This window comes from Streptomyces sp. 1331.2, from assembly GCF_900199205.1.
Taxonomy (GTDB): Bacteria; Actinomycetota; Actinomycetes; order Streptomycetales; family Streptomycetaceae; genus Kitasatospora.
Genome location: NZ_OBMJ01000001.1, coordinates 3,351,655 through 3,370,944 on the forward strand (window position 1 = coordinate 3,351,655; position 19,290 = coordinate 3,370,944).

19 protein-coding genes, 1 tRNA gene and 1 riboswitch are annotated in these 19,290 nt (G+C 74.6%); of the genes, 15 read left to right on the plus strand and 5 right to left on the minus strand.

All coding sequences use genetic code 11. From position 1 onward, the window contains the following. Positions 1 to 3: 3 nt before the first annotated feature. From CRP52_RS14160 to CRP52_RS14190, 7 genes are all read left to right on the plus strand, one after another. The gene (locus CRP52_RS14160; RefSeq protein ID WP_097236720.1) at positions 4 to 1,593 is read left to right on the plus strand and encodes a TROVE domain-containing protein; all 1,590 of its coding nucleotides are present in this window, start codon (positions 4 to 6) and stop codon (positions 1,591 to 1,593) included. A 224-nt stretch (positions 1,594 to 1,817) separates the two neighbouring features. Continuing rightward, positions 1,818 to 3,053 (plus strand): L-2-hydroxyglutarate oxidase, encoded by a 1,236-nt coding sequence (lhgO, locus tag CRP52_RS14165; RefSeq protein ID WP_097236721.1) that lies wholly within the window; start codon positions 1,818 to 1,820, stop codon positions 3,051 to 3,053. Positions 3,054 to 3,151: 98 nt separating this feature from the next. Beyond that, a complete protein-coding gene (trmB, locus tag CRP52_RS14170) occupies positions 3,152 to 3,982 on the plus strand; it encodes a tRNA (guanosine(46)-N7)-methyltransferase TrmB (RefSeq protein ID WP_257032472.1) in 831 nt (276 codons plus the stop codon). Positions 3,983 to 4,350: 368 nt separating this feature from the next. Next, complete coding sequence (locus CRP52_RS14175; RefSeq protein ID WP_179852796.1) at positions 4,351 to 5,454, plus strand: PrsW family intramembrane metalloprotease; 1,104 nt, start codon at positions 4,351 to 4,353, stop codon at positions 5,452 to 5,454. 97 nt (positions 5,455 to 5,551) lie between these two features. Further along, positions 5,552 to 5,625 (plus strand) — tRNA-Met (locus CRP52_RS14180). A 199-nt stretch (positions 5,626 to 5,824) separates the two neighbouring features. Further along, complete coding sequence (locus CRP52_RS14185) at positions 5,825 to 6,625, plus strand: hypothetical protein (protein ID WP_097236723.1); 801 nt, start codon at positions 5,825 to 5,827, stop codon at positions 6,623 to 6,625. A gap of 490 nt (positions 6,626 to 7,115) precedes the next feature. After that, positions 7,116 to 8,240: a hypothetical protein gene (locus CRP52_RS14190; protein WP_097236724.1), complete on the plus strand. Its 1,125-nt coding sequence runs from the start codon at positions 7,116 to 7,118 to the stop codon at positions 8,238 to 8,240. Position 8,241: 1 nt separating this feature from the next. On the opposite strand, the gene CRP52_RS14195 is transcribed toward CRP52_RS14190, so the two are convergent. The 4 genes from CRP52_RS14195 to CRP52_RS14210 all read right to left on the minus strand — a co-directional run bounded on the left by CRP52_RS14195 (position 8,242) and on the right by CRP52_RS14210 (position 11,124). Then, positions 8,242 to 8,685, minus strand: a complete 444-nt coding sequence (locus CRP52_RS14195) for a GNAT family N-acetyltransferase (protein WP_097236725.1) — start codon at positions 8,683 to 8,685, stop codon at positions 8,242 to 8,244. A 26-nt stretch (positions 8,686 to 8,711) separates the two neighbouring features. Then, complete coding sequence (locus tag CRP52_RS14200; protein ID WP_097236726.1) at positions 8,712 to 9,473, minus strand: hypothetical protein; 762 nt, start codon at positions 9,471 to 9,473, stop codon at positions 8,712 to 8,714. A gap of 134 nt (positions 9,474 to 9,607) precedes the next feature. After that, positions 9,608 to 10,351: a sensor domain-containing protein gene (locus tag CRP52_RS14205; RefSeq protein WP_097236727.1), complete on the minus strand. Its 744-nt coding sequence runs from the start codon at positions 10,349 to 10,351 to the stop codon at positions 9,608 to 9,610. Positions 10,352 to 10,464: 113 nt separating this feature from the next. Beyond that, positions 10,465 to 11,124: a GNAT family N-acetyltransferase gene (locus CRP52_RS14210; protein WP_097236728.1), complete on the minus strand. Its 660-nt coding sequence runs from the start codon at positions 11,122 to 11,124 to the stop codon at positions 10,465 to 10,467. 42 nt (positions 11,125 to 11,166) lie between these two features. Between CRP52_RS14210 and CRP52_RS14215 the strand changes: the two genes are divergently transcribed. Beyond that, the gene (locus CRP52_RS14215; RefSeq protein ID WP_097236729.1) at positions 11,167 to 12,042 is read left to right on the plus strand and encodes a hypothetical protein; all 876 of its coding nucleotides are present in this window, start codon (positions 11,167 to 11,169) and stop codon (positions 12,040 to 12,042) included. An 85-nt stretch (positions 12,043 to 12,127) separates the two neighbouring features. Here the strand turns inward: CRP52_RS14215 and CRP52_RS14220 are convergent, their stop codons facing one another. Beyond that, positions 12,128 to 12,961, minus strand: a complete 834-nt coding sequence (locus CRP52_RS14220) for a M23 family metallopeptidase (protein ID WP_257032473.1) — start codon at positions 12,959 to 12,961, stop codon at positions 12,128 to 12,130. 12 nt (positions 12,962 to 12,973) lie between these two features. Then, a riboswitch (cyclic di-AMP (ydaO/yuaA leader) is annotated at positions 12,974 to 13,132 on the minus strand. Positions 13,133 to 13,342: 210 nt separating this feature from the next. On the opposite strand from CRP52_RS14220, the gene CRP52_RS14225 reads away from it, so the two are divergent. The 7 genes from CRP52_RS14225 (at position 13,343) to CRP52_RS14255 (ending at position 19,220) form a co-directional block, all read left to right on the plus strand. Beyond that, complete coding sequence (locus CRP52_RS14225; protein WP_097240085.1) at positions 13,343 to 13,633, plus strand: YiaA/YiaB family inner membrane protein; 291 nt, start codon at positions 13,343 to 13,345, stop codon at positions 13,631 to 13,633. Between the two features lie 127 nt (positions 13,634 to 13,760). Then, a complete protein-coding gene (locus CRP52_RS14230; protein ID WP_097236730.1) occupies positions 13,761 to 14,588 on the plus strand; it encodes an alpha/beta fold hydrolase in 828 nt (275 codons plus the stop codon). 55 nt (positions 14,589 to 14,643) lie between these two features. After that, positions 14,644 to 15,210, plus strand: coding sequence for a TetR/AcrR family transcriptional regulator (locus CRP52_RS14235; RefSeq protein WP_097236731.1), 567 nt, complete (start codon positions 14,644 to 14,646; stop codon positions 15,208 to 15,210). Between the two features lie 521 nt (positions 15,211 to 15,731). Continuing rightward, entirely contained in the window at positions 15,732 to 16,859 is a 1,128-nt protein-coding gene (locus CRP52_RS14240) for a PP2C family protein-serine/threonine phosphatase (protein ID WP_143685738.1), read from the plus strand. A 270-nt stretch (positions 16,860 to 17,129) separates the two neighbouring features. Then, positions 17,130 to 18,461, plus strand: coding sequence for an ATP-binding protein (locus tag CRP52_RS14245; protein ID WP_097236733.1), 1,332 nt, complete (start codon positions 17,130 to 17,132; stop codon positions 18,459 to 18,461). Continuing rightward, positions 18,445 to 18,858 carry a roadblock/LC7 domain-containing protein gene (locus tag CRP52_RS14250; protein WP_097236734.1) on the plus strand — a complete coding sequence of 138 codons (414 nt, stop codon included), beginning with the start codon at positions 18,445 to 18,447 and terminating at the stop codon, positions 18,856 to 18,858. The genes CRP52_RS14245 and CRP52_RS14250 overlap by 17 nt, the downstream gene beginning before the upstream one ends. Next, a complete protein-coding gene (locus CRP52_RS14255; RefSeq protein WP_097236735.1) occupies positions 18,855 to 19,220 on the plus strand; it encodes a DUF742 domain-containing protein in 366 nt (121 codons plus the stop codon). Before CRP52_RS14250 ends, CRP52_RS14255 begins: the two co-directional genes overlap by 4 nt. Positions 19,221 to 19,290: the final 70 nt, after the last annotated feature.

Below are 19,290 nucleotides of genomic sequence, written 5' to 3' on the forward strand. Positions count from 1 at the left end.
CGCATGTCCAGGTTCAACGTCCGCAGGGCCAAGCCGAGTCCGAGTTCGCCGGTGGCGACGACCGGGCAGCGCACCCGCAACCACAACGGCGGCACCGGCTTCGTCCGCGACCGCAAGTCGGAGCTTTTCCTGCTCGCGGTCGCCAACATGGTCGGCAAGGACACCTTCCACGAGCGCGGCGGCGACCGCGACGACCGCTACACCGCGCTGGTGCGCGAACTCGCCGTCGCCGACCCGGAGTGGACCCTCGGGCTGCTGCGCTGGCTGCGCTACGGCGCCCAGATGCGCACCGCCGCGCTGGTCGGTGCCGCCGAGTTCACCCGCGCCCGGCTCGACGCGGGCGCCCACGGGTACTCCCGGCAGGCCGTCGCAGCGGTGCTGCGGCGCGCCGACGAGCCCGGCGAACTGCTCGGGTACTGGACCTCGCGCTACGGCCGGGCGCTGCCCAAGCCGCTCAAGCGCGGCATCGCGGACGCCCTCCGCCGCCTCTACGACGCCCGCTCGCTGCTCAAGTACGACACCGCGGGTAAGGGCTACCGCTTCGGCGACGTCATCGAGCTGACCCACCCCTCGCCGGACCCGGACAAGCCGTGGCAGGGCCCGCTGTTCGCGTACGCGCTGGACCGCAGGCACCGGCCCGAGGAGGCCGTCCCGCCCGCCGGCGACCGGCTGCTGACCGCCAACCGCGAACTGCTCGCGCTGCCCGTCGAGGAGCGCCGCGCGGCGGTGACCGCCGAGGACGGCGCCGAGCGGCTGGCCGCCGCCGGGCTGACCTGGGAGGCACTGGCCGGCTGGCTGCAGGGGCCGCTGGACGCGGCCGCCTGGGAGGCGGTCATCCCGTCGATGGGGCCGATGGCGCTGGTGCGGAACCTGCGCAACTTCGACAAGGCCGGGGTGTCGGACGAGGTCGCGGCCGAGGTGGCCCGGCGGATCTCCGACAAGGGCGAGGTACGGCGCTCGCGCCAGTTCCCGTTCCGCTACCTGTCCGCGTACCGGCACGCGCCCTCGCTGCGCTGGGGGCACGCGCTGGAGACGGCGCTCGGCCACTCGCTGGCCAACGTGCCGGAGCTGCCGGGGCGGACGCTGGTCCTGGTGGACCGCTCGGGCTCGATGTTCGACCGGCCCGGCGGCCCGACCGAGCTCAACCGGGCCGACTCGGCGGCGATCTTCGGCACCGCGCTGAAGGTCCGCGCCGCCGAGGCGGACCTGGTCGAGTTCGGCACCACCAGCCGGGTGGTCGAGGTCGGCCGGGGCGAGGCGGTGCTGCGGGTGCTGGGACGCTTCTCCAGCCTGGGCGGCACCAACACCGCCGACGCGGTCCGCACCCACTACCGCGGCCACGACCGGGTCGTCATCGTCACCGACGAGCAGACCGGCCCGAGCCACTGGGGCGGCGACCCGCTCGCGGCCGTCCCCGCCCACGTGCCGGTCTACACCTGGAACCTGGCCGGCTACGCCCCCGGCCACGGCCCCAGCGGCGTCGCCCACCGCCACACCTTCGGCGGCCTGAGCGACGCGGCCTTCCGCCTGATCCCGCTCCTCGAAGCCGGGGCGGACACCGGCTGGCCCTGGGAGGAGCAGGACGTGGTCTGACACGCCCTGAGGCGCCGTGCTGTCGCCGTTCGCGGGTCCGGGGGCTCGCGAACGGCGGCCGTCGGCGTCGGCGTGCCCAGGCCGGGCCGGGTTCGCGGGCCGGAGCCTCACGGGGCCGACCGGCCCGCGAACCCGGCCCGGCCGGCCGTTGCGCGGTCTCGACCCGTGCGGGGCACCGTGGCAGCATCGGCGGCGGGACGGCCGGGCGACGCGAGGAGCGGACGGTGGCGGACGAGGTCGACGTGCTGGTGGTGGGCGGCGGAATCGTCGGCCTGGCCACGGCGTACGCACTGACCCGGGAGCGGCCGGGGCTGCGGCTGGCGCTGCTGGAGAAGGAGCCCGGCTTCGCGGCGCACCAGACCGGGCGCAACAGCGGGGTGATCCACAGCGGCGTCTACTACCGCCCCGGCTCGTACAAGGCCCGGTTCGCCGTCGCGGGCGCCGCCGAGCTGGTGGCGTTCTGCCGCGAGCACGGCGTCCCGCACGAGGTGACCGGCAAGCTGATCGTGGCCACCGACGCCGCCGAGCTGCCCCGGCTGGCGGCGCTGGCCGAGCGCGGGCGGGCGAACGGCATCCCGGTCACCGAGCTGGACCGGGCCGGGATCGCCCGCCACGAGCCGGAGGTGACCGGCCTGGCCGGGCTGCACGTCGGCACCACCGGCATCTGCGACTTCCCGGCCGTCGCCACCGTCTACGCCCGGCTGGCCCGGGAGGCCGGGGCCGAGCTGCGGCCGGGCACCGAGGTACGGGCGGTGGCCCGGCGCCGGGACGGCGTGACGGTGGGCACCACCGGCGGCGAACTGCGCTGCCGGGTGCTGGTGAACTGCGCCGGACTGCACAGCGACCGGATCGCCCGGCTGGCCGGGGACGACACCGGCGTGCGCATCGTGCCGTTCCGCGGCGAGTACTACGAACTGACCGAGCAGCGCCGGGGCCTGGTGCACGGCCTGGTCTACCCGGTGCCCGACCCGGCCTTCCCCTTCCTCGGCGTGCACCTCACCCGGGGCATCCACGGGGACGTCCACGTCGGCCCGAACGCGGTGCCCGCGCTGGCCCGCGAGGGGTACGACCGGCGCACCGTCCGCCCGCGCGACCTGGCCGACACCCTGGCCTTCCCCGGTGCCTGGCGGATCGCCCGCCGGCACTGGCGGTACGAGCTGGGCGAGTTGCACCGCTCGCTGTCCAAGCGGGCGTTCACCGCGGCCGTACGGCGGCTGCTGCCCGCCGTCCGCGCCGAGGACCTGGTGCCGGCCGCCGCCGGGGTACGGGCCCAGGCGGTGGCCCGGGACGGCTCGCTGCTGGACGACTTCGCCTTCGCCGGCTTCGATCCGGACGACCCGCGCTCCCCGCGCCGGGCGGTGCACGTGCTGAACGCCCCCTCCCCCGCCGCGACGGCCTCGCTGCCGATCGGCCGGGAGGTCGCCCGCCGGGCCCTGGCGGCGCTGGAGGCGGGCGGCTGAGCCGCGCCACGCACCCCGGAGCACCCCTGTGCACCCCGGATGAGCCGCGTCACACACCCCGACGGGCGCCCCGGGCGGCCCCGTAGACTCGGGTGATTGTGACTGCCACCGCCCCGATCCCCCAGTCCTCGCCGTCCGCCCGGCTGTCCGCCGCGCCGGCCGCCTACCCCGCGCCGATGTACCCGCACAAGGCCACCGAGGCCCAGCACCGCGAGCGTCGCATCCGCAGCTTCCAGCCGCGCCGGGGCCGGATGACCAACGCCCAGGCGAGCGCCCTGGACCGCAGCTGGGAGACGTACGGCATACCGATCGACGGCAGTCCGCTGGACCTGCCGGAGCTGTTCGGCGGGCTGCCGGTGACGCTGGAGATCGGCTTCGGCATGGGCGAGACCACCGCCGCGATGGCCGCCGCCGACCCGACCATGGGCATCCTCGCCGCCGACGTCCACACCCCCGGCCACGGCAACCTGCTCGGCCTGCTGGAGCGCGACGGCTCCACGAACGTCCGTACGGCCGCCGGGGACGCGGTGATCCTGCTGCGCGACATGCTCCGGGACGCCTCGCTGGCCGGACTGCGGGTCTACTTCGCCGACCCGTGGCCCAAGCCCAAGCACCACAAGCGCCGGCTGGTCCAGCCGTCCTTCCTCGACCTGGTGCTGCCCCGGCTCGCCCCCGGCGCGCTGGTGCACTGCGCCACCGACTGGGAGCCGTACGCGGAGCAGATGCTCGCCGTGCTGTCCGCCTCGCCGGAGCTGGAGAACCTGCACCCCGAGGGTGACGGGACGGGCTGGCTGGAGCCCGCGGACCACCCGGACGGCAGCATCCCCGGCTACGCGCCGCGACCGGACTGGCGGCCGGTCACCAAGTTCGAACGCGCCGGGATCGCCAAGGGCCACGTGGTCCACGACCTGCTGTTCCGCCGCCGCTGACCGACCGTCAGCCCTTCGAACGGGCGGGGGCGCGCTGACCGCACGGGCGGGGCCGGGACGGACGATTCGTCCCGAGTCCTCCCGGCGGGCGGCCGCCGTGGCCTACCCTGTGCCGCATGGGCAGCCCGTCCGGCGGCGGGCCCCGGCCGACCGTTCGGGGGACCGTTCAGGCCGCCGCCGACGCACCGGAGACGGCCCCGCGCACGGGTGACACCCGGACCATCCCGGGGCCCCGGAGGCGCCGGGCCCACCGGCTGCTGTCCCGGCCGGGCCGCAGTACGCCGCCGGGCGCCGGGACGGCCGCGGCCTCCGCACCCTCGGCGCCGCCCGTATCCGCGCCGCTCCCACCCGCGCCGGCGCCCGTACCCGTGCCGCCTTCGGGCCGCAGCCGCTCGGTGGCGCTCTCCTCGGTCACCGCGACCGCCGTCCTGACCCTGATCGGCTGTGGGGTGCTGATCCTGCACCTCATCCAGCGGCAGACCGGCACGGTCGGCCTGCTGGTCGGCTTGGGCCTGGCCATGGTGCCGCTCCCGTTCGTACTCGGCGGCCTGGCCTGGCTCAACCTCAGCGCCCGGGTGCCGCTGCGCCACACCCTGTTCTGCCTCGGCTGGGGCGCCTGCGCCGCGACCACCGTCGCCATCCTGGCCAACAACTGGACGGCCGGCTACCTGATCAGGCACCAGGGCCAGCTCGGCCGGCTGCTCGGCGCCGGCCTCGCCACCCCGGTGATCGAGGAGAGCGCCAAGGCCACCGCCCTGCTGGTGCTGCTGCTGCCGCTCGGCCAACGGCTGCGCTGCCACGGCCGCCGCACCGGGCGCCCCTGCGCGCCGCTGCTGCGCCGGTCGCCCGCGCCCCGGCGCCCTCGCCCCTACCAGCGCCGCCCCGCCGGACCGCACGCCCGGGGGCGGCTGCGGCTGCGCCCGTACCTGCGGCCGCTGCCCTACCTCTGCCCGGCCCCGCCGACCGGCGGCGGGCCGCACCGCCGCTCCCGGCCGCGCACCCTGGCCGCCGGAGTCGTCCTCGGCGGGATGGCCGCCTGCGGCTTCGCCTTCGTCGAGAACGCCCTCTACCTGGGCCGGGCCTTCACCAGCGACCAGCGGCAGCGGCTGGACAGCATCGGCCTCGGCGACCCGCCCAGCCTGCGCGACTTCGACAGCACCGTGCAGACCTTCGTGCTGCGCGCCCTGCTCTCCCCCTTCGCCCACCCGCTGTTCACCGCGCTCACCGGGATCGGCCTGGCCGTCACCCTCACCACCGGGCGGCGCTGGCTCGCCCGGCTGGCCGCCCCGACCGGGCTGCTGCTCGCGATGGTGCTGCACGGCACCTGGAACGCCGCCGCGGACCTCGGTACGCACGGCTTCCTGGTGGTGTACGGGGTGCTGATGGTGCCCTGCTTCGCCGCGCTGGTCTGCTTCGCGGCCTGGGCGAGGGCCCGCTCGGCCCGGCACGCGGCCCGGGGCCGGGGGTGCTGAGGGGGCTGCTGCGGGGGCCACCGGGAGGCTGCTGCGGGGGCTGCTGCAGAACCGATTTCCCATCTCGGTGACTTCCACGTATTGTTGTGTTCACCGACGCGGGGTGGAGCAGCTCGGTAGCTCGCTGGGCTCATAACCCAGAGGTCGCAGGTTCAAATCCTGTCCCCGCTACTCAGTAGCAACGAAAGGCCCGGAGGATCCGTCCTCCGGGCCTTTCGCGTTTTCCGGGTACGGGGAAACAACACGGTCCTGCCACGAAGCTGTAACAGCGACCGAATCCAAGATCCGCTGTCAGGCGCCTGAACCATACTGAGGAAAAATTCATCTCATTGGGGGGAGGCTCGGGCCGCCCCCGGACAGGAAGCACCACATGCTGTCGAAGCGCCTGGTCAGCACCGCCGCGATCTGCCTCGTCCTGGCAGCCGGCACCGCCGCTTGCGGCGACAACAAGGGCGGCGGCACGAGCGACGCGAAGACCGACGGCGGCAAGGCGGCCGCCCCGCAGAAGCTCGACACCGACAAGCTCAGCGCCCAGGACATCGAGAAGCAGGCCAAGGACGCCCTGGCGAGCGCCACCTCGCTCAAGATGTCCGGCACCATCGCCAGCGACGACGGCAAGATGCAGATGAACCTGACGCTGGACAACAAGAGCCAGTGCACCGGCACCATGACGATGCCGGGCATGGGCAGCTTCGAGATCATCAGCGACGGCAAGACCTCGTACGTCAAGCCGGACAAGGAGTTCTGGACCAACATGGGCGGCCCGAACGGTGCCAAGGCCGCCGAGCTGTTCAAGGGCCGCTACCTGACCGGCTTCGAGAGCGACCCGTCGATGAGCTCGCTCACCAGCGTCTGCAACCTCGCCGACTTCAGCAAGAAGATCACCGAGGACGACAACAAGAGCAGCAAGGTCGAGAAGGGCACCGCCGGCAACGTCAACGGCGTGAAGACCTTCAGCCTCAAGGCCACCGACGACAAGGGCGAGGTGTCGACCATCAGCGTCGCCACCGAGGGCAAGCCGTACCCGGTCCGGATCGAGCACACCGGCGCCAAGGACGGCAACGGCCAGATCGACTTCAGCGACTTCGACAAGCCGCTGACCATCCAGGCCCCGTCGGCCGACAACACGATCGACTTCACCAAGTTCAAGGACCAGATCAAGACCGCCTGAACGGCGGCGCCGGCCGCCGACGGAGGCCGCGAATAAATCCGTTGCCCTCCCCGCGGTGGGCTGCCTACAGTGGCGGCACACTGAAAGGAGGTGATCCTGAATTGAGTTCCATCAGGATGCGTGAGGTGGCTGCTCGCTAGAGCCGCCCCTGCCTGCGCAGGGTGAGGCCCCTGGCCTCCGGCAGGCGAAATCCATAGCAGTCACCCGGCCCGCAGGCTCACCGGTACATCCCCGGTGCCTCGGCGCCTGGCCAGTGCACGGGCCGGCGCGGAGGAGCAGCCTGCGGGCCGTCTGCGTTTTTCCCCGTGAGGTGGGGCCTCCCCCGTGAGGTGGGGCCTCCCCCGTGAGGTGCGGCCTCCCCGTCTCTGCCCGGAACCGGGCTCCCCGTGTCGTAGCCGGGGCGGGCCCGGGGCGTTTCCGTGGTGAGGGCCCGGCGCTAGAGTCGGCGCGGGTTTCCGGAGCGGAGCGGCGCGGGCACAGGGGGTAGGCGATGGCGAAGGTGCGACGGCCGGGCAGCGGGCCGACGGTGCGGACGGCGCAGTGGGGCGCCGCCGGGGTGGCGGCCGGGACGGGGCTGGTCGGGCTGCTGCTGTTCGCGCTCGGCCGGGACCAGGCCTGGCAGGCGCTGGGCGGCGGACTGGTGATCGCCGGGGCCTCGACAGTGCTCGGTGGCGGGCTGGGCTTCCTGTTCGGGGTGCCGCGGGTGCGCGGCGGCTCGGGCGAACCGCAGGGCTCGTACGCGCCGAACACCAATCTGGAGCAGGTCTCGGACTGGCTGACCAAGGTGCTGCTGGGCGTCGGGCTGACCCAGATCGGCTCGCTCGGCGAGCGGCTGCACGAGCTCGGGGCGGCGCTGGCGCCCGTGCTCGGCGGGGGCGAGGCCGCGGTGCCGTTCGCGGCGGCGCTGGTGCTGTACTTCCTGGTCTTCGGGTTCCTGGCGGGCTGGCTGGTGACCAGGCTCGCGCTGCCGCGGGTGCTCAACGACGCCGACCAGGCGCTGGACCTCTTCCTCGCCGGGCAGGACCGCGACCGGCACGGGGACCGGGTGGGCGCGGACGACCTGCGGGTCCGCGCCATGCAGCAGCTCGGGATACTGGGCGGCAGCGCGGACCACCCCGCCGAACTGGCCGCGCAGCTGCCGCCGTCCTCGGGTGCGCCGTCCGGGCCGGAGGGGGTGGTGGCCGAGGTCCGCTCGACCGCGAAGCGCTCGGCGCTGACCGCCGACCAGGTGCGGGCCCTGTTCGCGGACGGCTCGGAGGGGCGGCGGATCCAGGCGCTCGCCCTGATGCAGGGCGATCCGGCGCTGGCGGACCTGGAGAGCGTGCTGGACGCGATCCTGCACCCGCGCTCGGGCTTCGAGCAGTACCACGCCCTGTTGGCCGCCCGAGGGCTGCTCTCCCGGCTGCCGGCCGCCGAGGCGCAGCGGCTGCGGGACGCGGTGGCGGCGCAGTTGGTCGACCCGCAGGGCATTCCGTACGGGTCGGACCGCAGCTGGCTGGCGGAGAAGATCCTGTCCCGGCTGCAGGCGGTGGCCTTCCTCCCGGCGCAGCCCGGCACTCCCGCCGCTCCTGACGCGAACGGTTCGCCGGCTCCGTCGGCCGGGAGCGGTTCCTGAGTCAGACGGTGAAGTGCAGCTCGGGCTGTTCCCAGGGGGTCCTGGCCTGCGGCGGCCGGGTGCCGGTGCGGCGGGCGCCCATCCGCAGGTAGAAGTGTTCGGCGGGCGGGTGCGAGACGACCTTGACGGCGGCGATCCCGGCCTCCCGGGCGCGGTCGAGCATGTCCGTGATCAGCAGCCGTCCGAGGCCCAGGCCCTGGGCTTCGTCGGCGACGAACATCAGGTCCAGTTCGGCCGGTTCGCGGATCAGCGCGTAGAAGCCGAGCAGTCGGTCGTCGGCGCTCACGGCCAGCCGCACCTCGTGCCGTGCGAGGTAGTCGGGCGTCACCCGGTACCCGTCGATCATCGCGAAGTACGCGCCGCGGTAGGCGGCGGAGGCCTGGATCAGCTCGGTGAGCCGGTCGGCGTCGGCCGCGTCGGCACGCCGGATCGTCGTCTCGGTCATACGGGTGAGTATAGGAGTGAACTAGCTCAGTGACCATTACAGAGTGGTGCCTGCCGGGCCTCCGCCCGACGGCGGTGGTCGGCGGCCCGCAGCACCAGGACGCGGTGGGTGCGGACGCCCTCGGCCACGGGGTAGCGGTGGACCTCGCTGGTGATCCGGCGCTCGCCGAGCGCGTACCGCAGCGGGTCGAGGTGGCCGCAGCGGCGGCCGTACCCGTCGCACAGCGGCTGGACGCGGACCTCGCCGTCCGGGGAGGTGACCCGGACCAGCTCGGCCAGGGCGGCCAACTGGCGCTCCGGGCCGAACAGTTCGGGGTAGGCGAAGACCAGGTGGCCGCTCAGGGTGAGGGCGAAGGTGCCGTCCGCGAAGGGCAGTCGAGGCAGCTCGGCGGCCACGTACCGCTGCGGGTGCGCGGCGGAGTCGGCGGCGAACAGCCGGTGGGCGCGGTCCCAGCTGCGCAGGTAGCGGTCGACGCGGTGCGGGCGGGGCGCCGGGTAGAGGTGCGGCCGGGCGGCCATCGCGGCGGCCATCGCCGCCCGGGCGGCCCGGGCGCGGGCCGCGACCACGGGCGGCGGCAGCGCGTACGCCGGGTCGACGGCGATCACCCGGCAGCCCAGTTCGCGCGCCTCGGCGGCCAGGCCGGCCGCGCCGCCGGGGCAGTCCAGCAGCGGCCCGGAGAGGGCGGCGAACCGGGCCCGGGTGAGGCCGAACAGCGCGCAGTACTCGTCGAGCGGGCGGGAGGTGACGAGGACCTCGGGGGGTGCGGGGGGAATGCCGGGGGCGGCCACCCGGTCATCCGAACACGCGGCGGCCCCGCCCGCACCCGGAGCGCGAACGGGGGCGGACGGGGGCGGACGGGGCCGGACGGGGCCGGACTGGGGCGGGGCGGACGGGGCCGGGCGCGGACGGCGGGAGGTCCCGGTCAGCGGCCGAGCAGGCCCTGGGCGGCAGCCCGGTTGACGTTGGTCAGGCCGTGGACCAGCTGCGCGGTGAGGAACACCAGCAGCAGCCCGACCGCCGAGAACGCGGCGATCTGCCACGTCCCCTCGATGTAGTAGACGTGCCGGACGTGGTGGCTGTCGGTGAAGTCGAACACCCGGTACCCACGCCAGGAGGTGTAGGTCGGGAAGACCCAGTGGTAGACCGGGTAGAGCGCCATCGACCAGCCGAGCAGCAGGAACACCAGCGTCATGCCGAAGCTGAAGACCGCCCAGGGGAACATCACCACCTGGTACAGCGCGGCCTTCCAGCCCGAGCCGTCCGCCAGCCGCGCGGTGATCGCGCCCCAGGTGCCCTGCCGGGCCTGGCGCACCGGCTTCGGGCCCGGGATGTCCAGGGCCAGCATGCCGCGCACCCGGGCCCGCTCCAGCCGGCCGAGCCCGCGGGCCGCGGTGGTCAGACCGGCCAGCACGGGCAGGCCGAGGACGGTCACGAAGGTACCGAGGCCGAGGCAGAACAGGGTGATCGCGACGGTGAAGCCGGCGATCGCCACCGGCAGGCCGGTGAGCACGTAGCCGATCTCGCGGAAGTGGTGCCGGGAGAGCGGGGCGAGCCAGGACGGCGGCGGCTGCTCGGTCCGGCGGGCCCGGGCGGCGGCGCGGGGCTCGTCGCCGTAACCGCCCAGGACGTCCCACTCGTGGTCCTGCGTGCTTCGGCTGCTGCTCATGTCCCGGCCCCCGGTCCCTCGTCCTGACGGTCGTTCGCGTTCGTTGACGTCGTCCAGTCTGGTCGGGGAGCCGGTCCGGCGGGATCCGGAGGCCTGGCGGATCGGGGGTGGGGTTAACCCCCCTCGCCCGCTCGGCGGCGGTCGGCCGCCGCGCCCGGCCACTCGTCGGCGAGCAGCGAGTAGCGGTACGAGTCGGACCAGACGCCCGCCTTGAACCGGTCGTGCCGCTCCCGCCCCTCCAGCCGGAACCCGAGCCGGGTCAGCACCCGGGCGGAGGCCGTGTTGTCCACGTCGACGCGGGCGGCCAGCCGGTGCAGGTCCAGGGTGCGGAAGGCGAAGTCGCAGAGCAGGCCGACGATCTCGCCCGCGTAGCCGCGGCCCCAGACGTCGCGGCGCAGGACGTAGCCGAGCGAGGCGGAGCGGAACTCGCCGAGGGTGAGCGAGGCGTGCGCGATCGGCGTCGCGTCCTGCGGGTCGTCGGCGCAGTCGTAGGGGTCGGGGCAGGTGTCGGCCTCGGCCTCGGCGTGGGCATCGGTGTCGGCCTCGGCGCGCCTGGTGACGGCGAGCCGGTAGGTGTCCCGCTGCTCGGCCATCGCCTCCTCCAGGTAGAGCTCGATCTGGTCGGCGCAGGTCTCGCGGTCGCTCGGCCCGAAGGGCAGGTAGCGGGTGACCTCGGGGTCGCCGAACAGCGCGTGCAGCGCGTCCACGTCGCCCTCGGTGTGGCGGTACTCGCGGATGGCCAGCCGGGGGCCGAGGAGTCGTACGGGGACCATGGCTGCCGACCCTACCCGCGCCCGGCGGCTACCGTTCGGACTATGAACGACGAAGACCTGCGGCTCGCCCCGCGCACCAGGGCCGCCGACCTGCTCGCCTGGGCGGCCGAGCAGGACCGCGCGCCGGTGGCCGAGGGCCCCCTGCGCACGGTGCTGGCGCTGCTGGAGCTGGGCGAGGGCAGGATGCACGACGGCTGGCCCGAACTGACCTCGAACGCGGTGGAGCACCTGCTGTACGAGCGGCTCCACCTGTACGTCCAACCGGCGCCCGGGGAGGACCCGCTCGCGTACGGCGACGCCGTCCGGCTGCTGATCGACCACCAGCGGGCCTCCCGGCGGCTCAATGCCAAGCGCCAGGAGCGGCTGCACGCGGAGGCCGAGTGGCAGGGCGAGGTCGCGGCCGGGCTGCTGCGCCGCGCCGACCTGGTGACCTGGCCCCGGCTGTACGCGCTGCTGCTGCACGCGTACGGGGTGGACGTCGCCGACGAGGAGGCGGTGCGGGCCTGGCTGGCCGGCTTCGGCGAGCTGGCGCCGGAGGAGCGGACGGCCGCGTACGAGGCGCTGGTGCCGGCCGGCTGGCTGGACGAGCCGGACGCCGAGGGCTGGGGGCCGGGCCGGCTGCTGTCGGTCGGCATGGCCACCGACGGCGCGCGGCGGCTGCTGGAGCAGGGCCTGATGCGGCGCAGCTACCGCAACCTGGCCGAGCTGACCGCGCAGGGGCGGCCGATGCCGGACGAACTGGCCGGGGACTTCGGGCAGTTCGAGGAGGCGGCGGCCGGGGCGGCGCTCGACCTGTTCGGCGAGTGGACGGTGCCGGGTCTGCCGCGGCTGCTGGTGGAGGAGTTCCCCGAGCTGGCGCCGGAGCCGGGCCGGGAGGAGATCGAGGCGTACCTGGCGCAGCTGCCCGCGGAGGAGTGAGGCGCTGTGGAGAGAGGCGCTGAGGCGGGAGCCCCCGGCCGTACGGCGGTTGCCGGCGGTCGGGGGCTCCCGTGCGTCCCCGGTGTCAGGGGGTGAGGCCGCGCTGTTCGAGCCAGGGCTCGGGGTCGACCGGGGCGCCGCCGCCGGGGCGGACCTCCAGGTGCAGGTGCGGGCCGGTGACGTTGCCGGTCGCGCCGACCTTGCCGATCTGCTGGCCGGAGGCGACCTTGCCGGAGCCCTTGATGATCGAGGAGAGGTGGCAGTACCAGATCTCGGTGCCGTCGGGCAGCGTCTCGACGATCCGGTAGCCGTAGGAGCCGGACCAGCCGGCCGAGGTGATGGTGCCCTGGCCGAGCGCGTAGACCGGGGTGCCGGTGTCGGCGGCGAAGTCCAGGCCGGTGTGCAGGTTGGCCCAGTAGCGGGCGCTCTGGCCGTAGTGGGCGGAGAGCCGGTAGTCCTTCACCGGGAGGGTGAGGGCGGCGGCGGCCTTCGCCTCGGCCTCCTCGGCGGCGCGCTTGGCCTCGGCCTCCTTGGCGGCGGCCTTGGCCTCGGCCTCCTGCGCGGCCTGCACGCGGGCGCTCTCCTCGGCGGCGGTGCGCTGGCTGTCAGCCTGCTGCTGGATGCGGGCGGCGAGCGCGAGGCCGGGGTCGGCGGCGAGGACGACCGGCGCCTCGTCCGGGGCCTCGACGGCGGGGGCGGCGGCCGGGGTGGCGGAGGCGAAGCCGGTGGCGCCGAGGGTGGCCGCGACGGCGGTGACGCCGAGCAGCGGGGAGGCTCCGCGGGCCTGACGCGGCATCCGGTGGCGGTTGGTCTCGGCCTCCGGGCCGTAGGCCTCGGGGCCGTCCGCGCCGGGGTGGTCGAGGAGCTGGGTACCGGCTGCGGGGCCGGCCGGGTGTGCCGGGGTGTGCGTCGACGCCACGGAGGCGCGCTCCTTTCCTTCCTTCGCGCCTACCGGGTTAGCTGACGGGTTCGGAGCAGGAAGGTCTCCTACGGCCGGGCCGGGGCCCCGCCGATTCACCCCAAGGAACGTGGTTCCCCGGCTCCCTGGCCTGCCCGGAGGCCGGCCGGCGGGATTAGGCGACGGCGCACGGTGCCGTCTGGGTACGGCGTTGACAACCGCGCTGCGTTATCAAACGTTAATCCTAGGAGGCTCTGATTCCAAGCCATCCGTCCGGGACCGCTGGGGAGCAGGTGATCAGACGTCAACGAACGACCCCTCAATGCGAGCACTCCACCTGAGCACTCCAGCTGAGTACTCCTACTCATGTGCGACCCGATCCGGCAGCCGCATCCTGACGCCATGAGCCAACCGATGCAGCACCGCACGACGGCCGCGTACTACGTCCAGGCCCTCCTCTCCTTCGCCCTGTCGGGCACCGCCCTCGCCGTGGGGATCGCCTACCTGCCGGTCGACGGCTGGACCCGGGCCTTCCTCGGGATCGGCCTCCTCTACACCGTGACCTCTGCGTTCACGCTGGCGAAGGTGATCCGGGACCGGCACGAGTCGAACGAGATCGTCAACCGGGTCGACCAGGCCCGGCTGGAGAAGTTGCTCAGCGAGCACGACCCGTTCCGGGTCGAGGGAGCCTGAGGCGGGCGAGGGTCCTGGGATTCCGGCTCCGGCGCGCTTGACGGCTAAGGCTATTAGCCTTAGCTTTATGGCTATCGGCAGCACTCGCCGATAGCTCGCAGCAGCGGCGGACCGAGGAGGGCCCACCATGAACGGCACCGGCACCCCGAACACCCAGTACCTCACCGTCCCCGGCGGGCGGATCGCCTTCGACGACACCCGGCAGGGCGACGGCACCCCCGTCGTCCTGCTCCCCGGCATGCTCGACAGCCGGGCCGCGTACCGGCACCTCCGCCCGCTGCTCGTCGCCGCCGGCCACCGGGTCGTCACCATGGACCTGCGCGGCTTCGGCGAGTCCTCCATCACCTGGGACGACTACGGCCCCGCCGCCCTCGCCGACGACGTCCTCGCCCTGCTCGACCACCTCGGCATCGACCGCGCCGTCCTCGTCGGCAGCTCGTACACCGGGGCCACCGTCGTCAAGGCCGCCGGCAACGCGCCCGAACGGGTCGCCGGGATCGCCCTCCTCGACGCCTTCGTCGAGAGCCCGCGGCCGAACGCCCTGATGCGCGGCGTCATGGGGCTGATGGGCGCGGCGATCGTCCACTGGCCGGCCGTCTGGGGCCTCTACCTGCGCCGGATGGCCTTCCCCGGCGCCAAGCCCGCCGACTTCGACGAGTACGTGAACGGGCTGGTCGCCGCACTGCGCACCCCCGGCCGCAAGACCGCCACCCGCGGGTACGTCACCGGGGACTCGGCACCGACCGGCTGGACCGCCGCCGTACGGTGCCCGGCGCTGGTCGTCATGGGCAGCAAGGACCCCGACTTCCCGAAGCCCGAACTCGTCGCCGACCGGCAGGCCGCGGCACTCGACGCGCGAAAGGCGATGATCGAAGGGTCCGGGCACTACCCGATGGCCGACAACCCGCAGGCCACCGCCGACGCCCTGCTGCCCTTCCTCGCCGAGATCGGCTGACCGCCGCGCTCCTGCCCGCCCGACGCCCCACCTTCCCCACGGAGAACCCGAAGCCATGCCCCGCGTAGGACTGACCCCCGACCAGGTCGTCGACCACGCCCTCGCTGTCATCGACGAACAGGGGGCCGACGCCCTCACCCTGGCCGCCGTCGCCGCCCGGGCCGGGGTCGCCACCCCCTCCCTGTACAAGCACGTCAGCGGTGGGCTCGCCGAACTGCGGCGGCTGATAGCCGTCCGGGTCACCGACGAACTGGCCGGCCGGCTCGCCGACGCCGCGGTCGGCCGCAGCGGGGACGACGCCGTCGCCGCCGTCCTGCGGGCGTACCACGCGTACGCCACCGAACACCCGCACCGCTACAACGCCCTCCCCCAGGCCCCGCAGCCCGACGACGACCTGGCCCGGGCGGCCGGGCGACTCGTCGGCGTGATCATCGCCGTCCTGCGGGAGTACGGCCTCGACGGCTCCGAGGCGATCCACGCCGCCCGCACCGTCCGCTCCCTCGCCCACGGCTTCGCCTCCCTCACCACCGCCGGCGCCTTCCAACTCGCCGAAGACCTCACCACCACCCACGACCGCCTCATCACCACCCTCACCACCGGCCTCCGCACCTGGCCGGCCTAGAGGGCCGGCCGAGCCGACACCTCACGGAGTGACCCTTCACGAGAAGTCGGACCCGCCGACTTCTCGCGCAGCTTGAGCGGGAGGGGCTGTCCACGCTGGCCGCCGGCACGAAGGAAGCGGCGAGCGAGCTGACGCGGGAGGCCCGCGCGAGAAGTCGGCCCGGCCGACTTCTCGCGCGGGCAAGGGGCTGGAGGAGGGAAGCTCAGCCAGGAAGGACGGCGCGGGCGAGGCACGTGGGGCAATGCGACGGAGAAAGCCGCGCCGGAAGTCGGATCTGCCGACTTCCGGCGTCCGCTGCAGCGGGGGGCGGGGACGCTCGGCGGCGAGCGGGGCTGACGCGGGAGGCGGAGGCGCAGGAAGTCGGATGGGCCGACTTCTCGTGTGGGCGAGGGGGCCGGCGGGGTGGTGGAGGGGGAGGCGGTGCTGGTGAGGGGGCGGGGTGGGGTGGGGGGTGAGGGGTTAGTGTGACCGGTCTGATTGGTGGTCATGACCGGGGACCGCCCCCTGGCCGGAGGTCGTAGGTGCCCGCACTGATAGCGAGGGTGCGGCGGTGGTACGGGCGGCTGCTGGACGGGGACGTGCGGGCCGGGCGGGTGGCGTTGGGGGTGCTGCTCGGGGGGACCGCCGGGCTGAGCGTGCTGCCGATCCTGATGCCGTACGGGTGGCCGCCGTCGGCGCTGGTGCTGCCGGTGGTGGGTGGCGGGCTGGTGCTGCGGCGCGGGCAGTTGCGGGTGCTGGTGGGCGCGGCAGTGGCGGGCAGCGTGCTGGGGGCGGTGGTGCAGGACCCGCGCGGGGTGCGGCTGGGGGTGACGGCGGTGCTGGCCGTTACGGGGGCGACGGTGCTGACGGCGAACCGGTTCCGGCACCGGCTGGGGCTGCGCGGCACGCAGGGCGACTCGATGCTGCTGGAGCTGGCCGAGCACAACCGGACGCTGGCCCGGCTGCCGGAGCGCCTGCTGGACTGGCACTTCGACAGCGCACTGGCCCCGGCCGGCGGTGCCTCGTTCTCCGGGGACTTCCTGCTGTGCGCCCACCGCCCCGAGGAGGACCTGCTGGAGCTGGTGCTGGTGGACGTGTCGGGCAAGGGCAGCCGGGCGGCGGCCCGTTCGACCCATCTGTCCGGTGCGTTCGCGATGCTGCTGGGCCGGGTGCCGCCGGAGGCGTTCCTGCCGGCCGCCAACGACCACCTGGTCCGGATGGGCTGGGAGGACCACTTCGCCACCGCCGTCCACCTGGCGCTGCATCCGGCGACCGGCCGCTACCGGCTGTTCAACGCGGGCCACCCGTCGCCGGTGCGGTACTGCCGCGGGGGCGGCTGGGAGGCGTCCGAGCACGGCGGCCCGGCGCTGGGCCTGGTGCCGGGGGCGCGGTACCCGGCGGTGGCCGGGCGGCTGGGGCGCGGGGACTCGCTGCTGCTGTTCAGCGACGGGCTGGTGGAGGTGCCCGGCCGGGACCTGGACGACGGGGTGGGCCGGCTGCTGGCCGCCGCCGAGCCGGTGGTGCGCGCGCACCGGACGCAGCAGCGGCCGGACCGGGGGGCGGCGCAGCGGCTGGTGCACGCGGTGGCGGGGCAGGTCGCGGACGACCGGACCCTGGTGCTGGTGCGGCGGCTGGGCGACCATCCGCCTTCTGGGGAGCCGGGGTTCTGAGTCGGCTGCCCCTGCACCGGACGGCGCCCCTTCCGCGACACCCTGCACACACGTCCCACACATCCCGGGACGTGTTTCGGCCACCACGGGTGGCGGGGAAGTTCGACAACGGACCAAGCCGGACGACCCGGGGCCTCGTCAGGTGCGGCGATTGGGGTCGAACGAGGCGGGTTTGAGGCCGGATTGACTCGATATTGACGAGATCCGGTCACATGGCGAGATCCGTTCACACCTTCGTAGGATCATCACCCTAGAATTCGCCGCGTGACGATGACTCAGTGGTCCGTAACGGCAACCGGCGTGCTCGCCGTCCTCGCCCTCGTGGCCGCCGCGCGGTACCGCGCCGTGTCCGTCACCCACCGCGGCCGCGCCGACCGGATGCAGCAGGAGCTCGCCCGGCTCCAGGAGCGGCTCGACGCCGAACTCTGCCGCCGCGGCGCCGAACTGGCCGTCGTCCAGCAGGAGCAGGAGCTCACCGCCTCCACCCAGCGGGCCTTCCTCAGCGTCGCCCGCCGGATCCTGGTGATGGCCCACGACCAGCAGGCGCTGCTGGACGAGATGGAACGCACCCACGACGACCCGGCGTTGCTGGAGGGCCTGCTCAAGGCCGACCACGCGGCCGCCCAACAGGCCCGACTGGCCCAGACCCTGGCCGTGCTGTGCGGCGCGCGGGCCGGCCGGCACTGGCCGGAACCGGTCACCCTGGAGGACGTCGTCCGCGGCGCGCAGTCCCGCATCCTGCCGTTCCAGCGCGTGGTCGTGCGCAGCCGGATCGAGACCGCGGTGGTCGGCGCCGCGGCCGAGGCCCTGATCCACGCCATCGCCGAGCTGCTGGACAACGCGACCCGCTACTCCCCGCCCAGCACCCAGGTGTTCGTCACCCTGATGCCGGTGCACAACGGCGCCGTCATCGAGATCGACGACGGCGGCGTCGGCATGCCCGAGCAGGCCATCGCCAAGGCGGCCGCCGCGCTGGCCGGCGGCAGCACCCTGGAGGTCTCCCGGCTGGGCGAGGTACCGCAGTTGGGCCTCGCCGCGGTCGGCCGGCTGGCCGAGCAGTACGGCTTCCGGGTCACCCTCAGCTCGGCCCCCTCACCGTACGGCGGCGTGCGCGTGGTCGTGCTGCTGCCGAACGCGCTGCTCACCGAGCCGCTGCCGCCCACCGTTCCCGGCCTCGGGCCGGACGACCGGGCGTTCACCCCCCACCCCCGACCGGCCGCTCCTGCCGAGCACCCGCTGCTGGAGACCCCGCCGCCCGGCCGGCCCCCCGTCACCGGCGACACCCCGCCGCCACTGCCCCGTCGGAGCCACCGGCGCGACCGCGCCCACCGCCCCGCCCAACACGCCGCTCCCCCAGCGCCTCCCGCGCCGCCGTACCGCTCGGCCCGGGACGCCCAGGCGTTCATGGCGATGTTCCAGGCCGGGACCGCCAGCGGTCGATCGGCCGCCCAGGCCCACGCCCAGGCCCAGGTCCAGGCCCAGGCCCAGGCCCAGCTTCAGGCTCACACCCAGCTCCAGGCCCAGGCCCGGTTCGACCCTTCCCTTCCCCCGTCCCCCCGACTTCCCCAGCGCTCCGGAGAGTTCCATGACCACCACCCCTGATCTCGGCTGGCTGCTCGCCGACATCATCGCCGTCCCGCAGGTCCAGCACGCCGTCGTCGTCTCCAACGACGGCCTGGAGATCGGCCGCAGCACCGGCATCGCGCGCGAGGACGCCGAACGGCTCGCCGCCGCCTGCTCCGGACTGCAGTCGCTGGCCCGCGGCGTCGCGACGGGCTTCGGCGGCCCCGGCAGCGCCACCCGGCAGATCATCATCGAGTACGGCGGCGGCTACCTCTTCATCGTCGCCGCCGGGGCCGGGGCGCACCTGGCCGTGGTGACCAGCGAGGCGGTGGACGCCGGCCTGGTCGCGTACCAGATGCAGGTCCTGGTCGAGCGGATCGGCAGCCACCTCACCAGCCCGCCGCGTGTCGACCACGCGGCGGGGGGCCACCGGTGAGCGGGCCGGTCCGCCCGTACGTCATCACCGGTGGGCGCAGCCGCTCCACCCGGGCCGAGCTGGCCGTGGAGAGCCTGGTCAGCGCCTTACCCGGACGACCGGAACTGCCCGAACCGCCGGTCCTGCCCGAGCACGCGCTGCTGAACCGGGAGCACCGGCGCATCCTCGCGCTCTGCCACAGCCTGCTGTCCATCGCCGAGGTGGCGGCCCACCTGGGGCTGCCGCTCGGCGTCGTCAAGGTGCTGGTCGGGGACCTCTGGGACCTCGGCGCCGTGCAGGTGCTCCCGCCCGTTCCGCAGGCCGAACGCCTGCCCGCAACCCTTCTGGAAGAGGTGCTCGTTGGCCTCCGCCAACTCCGCTGAAGCCACCCCCGGGGCCCCCGGGTCCGCCGCCGGATCCCCCGGGTCCGCCGGGTCCGCCGACGGGCCGCAG

What these genes read in the sequence shown, in the direction of transcription:
- CRP52_RS14160 (WP_097236720.1), top strand. Translation starts at nt 4, where the DNA reads ATGTCCAGGTTCAACGTCCGCAGGGCCAAGCCGAGTCCGAGTTCGCCG.
- CRP52_RS14185 (WP_097236723.1), top strand. Translation starts at nt 5,825, where the DNA reads ATGCTGTCGAAGCGCCTGGTCAGCACCGCCGCGATCTGCCTCGTCCTG.
- CRP52_RS14190 (WP_097236724.1), top strand. Translation starts at nt 7,116, where the DNA reads ATGGCGAAGGTGCGACGGCCGGGCAGCGGGCCGACGGTGCGGACGGCG.
- CRP52_RS14195 (WP_097236725.1), bottom strand. Translation starts at nt 8,685, where the DNA reads ATGACCGAGACGACGATCCGGCGTGCCGACGCGGCCGACGCCGACCGG.
- CRP52_RS14205 (WP_097236727.1), bottom strand. Translation starts at nt 10,351, where the DNA reads ATGAGCAGCAGCCGAAGCACGCAGGACCACGAGTGGGACGTCCTGGGC.
- CRP52_RS14210 (WP_097236728.1), bottom strand. Translation starts at nt 11,124, where the DNA reads ATGGTCCCCGTACGACTCCTCGGCCCCCGGCTGGCCATCCGCGAGTAC.
- CRP52_RS14215 (WP_097236729.1), top strand. Translation starts at nt 11,167, where the DNA reads ATGAACGACGAAGACCTGCGGCTCGCCCCGCGCACCAGGGCCGCCGAC.
- CRP52_RS14225 (WP_097240085.1), top strand. Translation starts at nt 13,343, where the DNA reads ATGAGCCAACCGATGCAGCACCGCACGACGGCCGCGTACTACGTCCAG.
- CRP52_RS14230 (WP_097236730.1), top strand. Translation starts at nt 13,761, where the DNA reads ATGAACGGCACCGGCACCCCGAACACCCAGTACCTCACCGTCCCCGGC.
- CRP52_RS14235 (WP_097236731.1), top strand. Translation starts at nt 14,644, where the DNA reads ATGCCCCGCGTAGGACTGACCCCCGACCAGGTCGTCGACCACGCCCTC.
- CRP52_RS14245 (WP_097236733.1), top strand. Translation starts at nt 17,130, where the DNA reads ATGACTCAGTGGTCCGTAACGGCAACCGGCGTGCTCGCCGTCCTCGCC.
- CRP52_RS14250 (WP_097236734.1), top strand. Translation starts at nt 18,445, where the DNA reads ATGACCACCACCCCTGATCTCGGCTGGCTGCTCGCCGACATCATCGCC.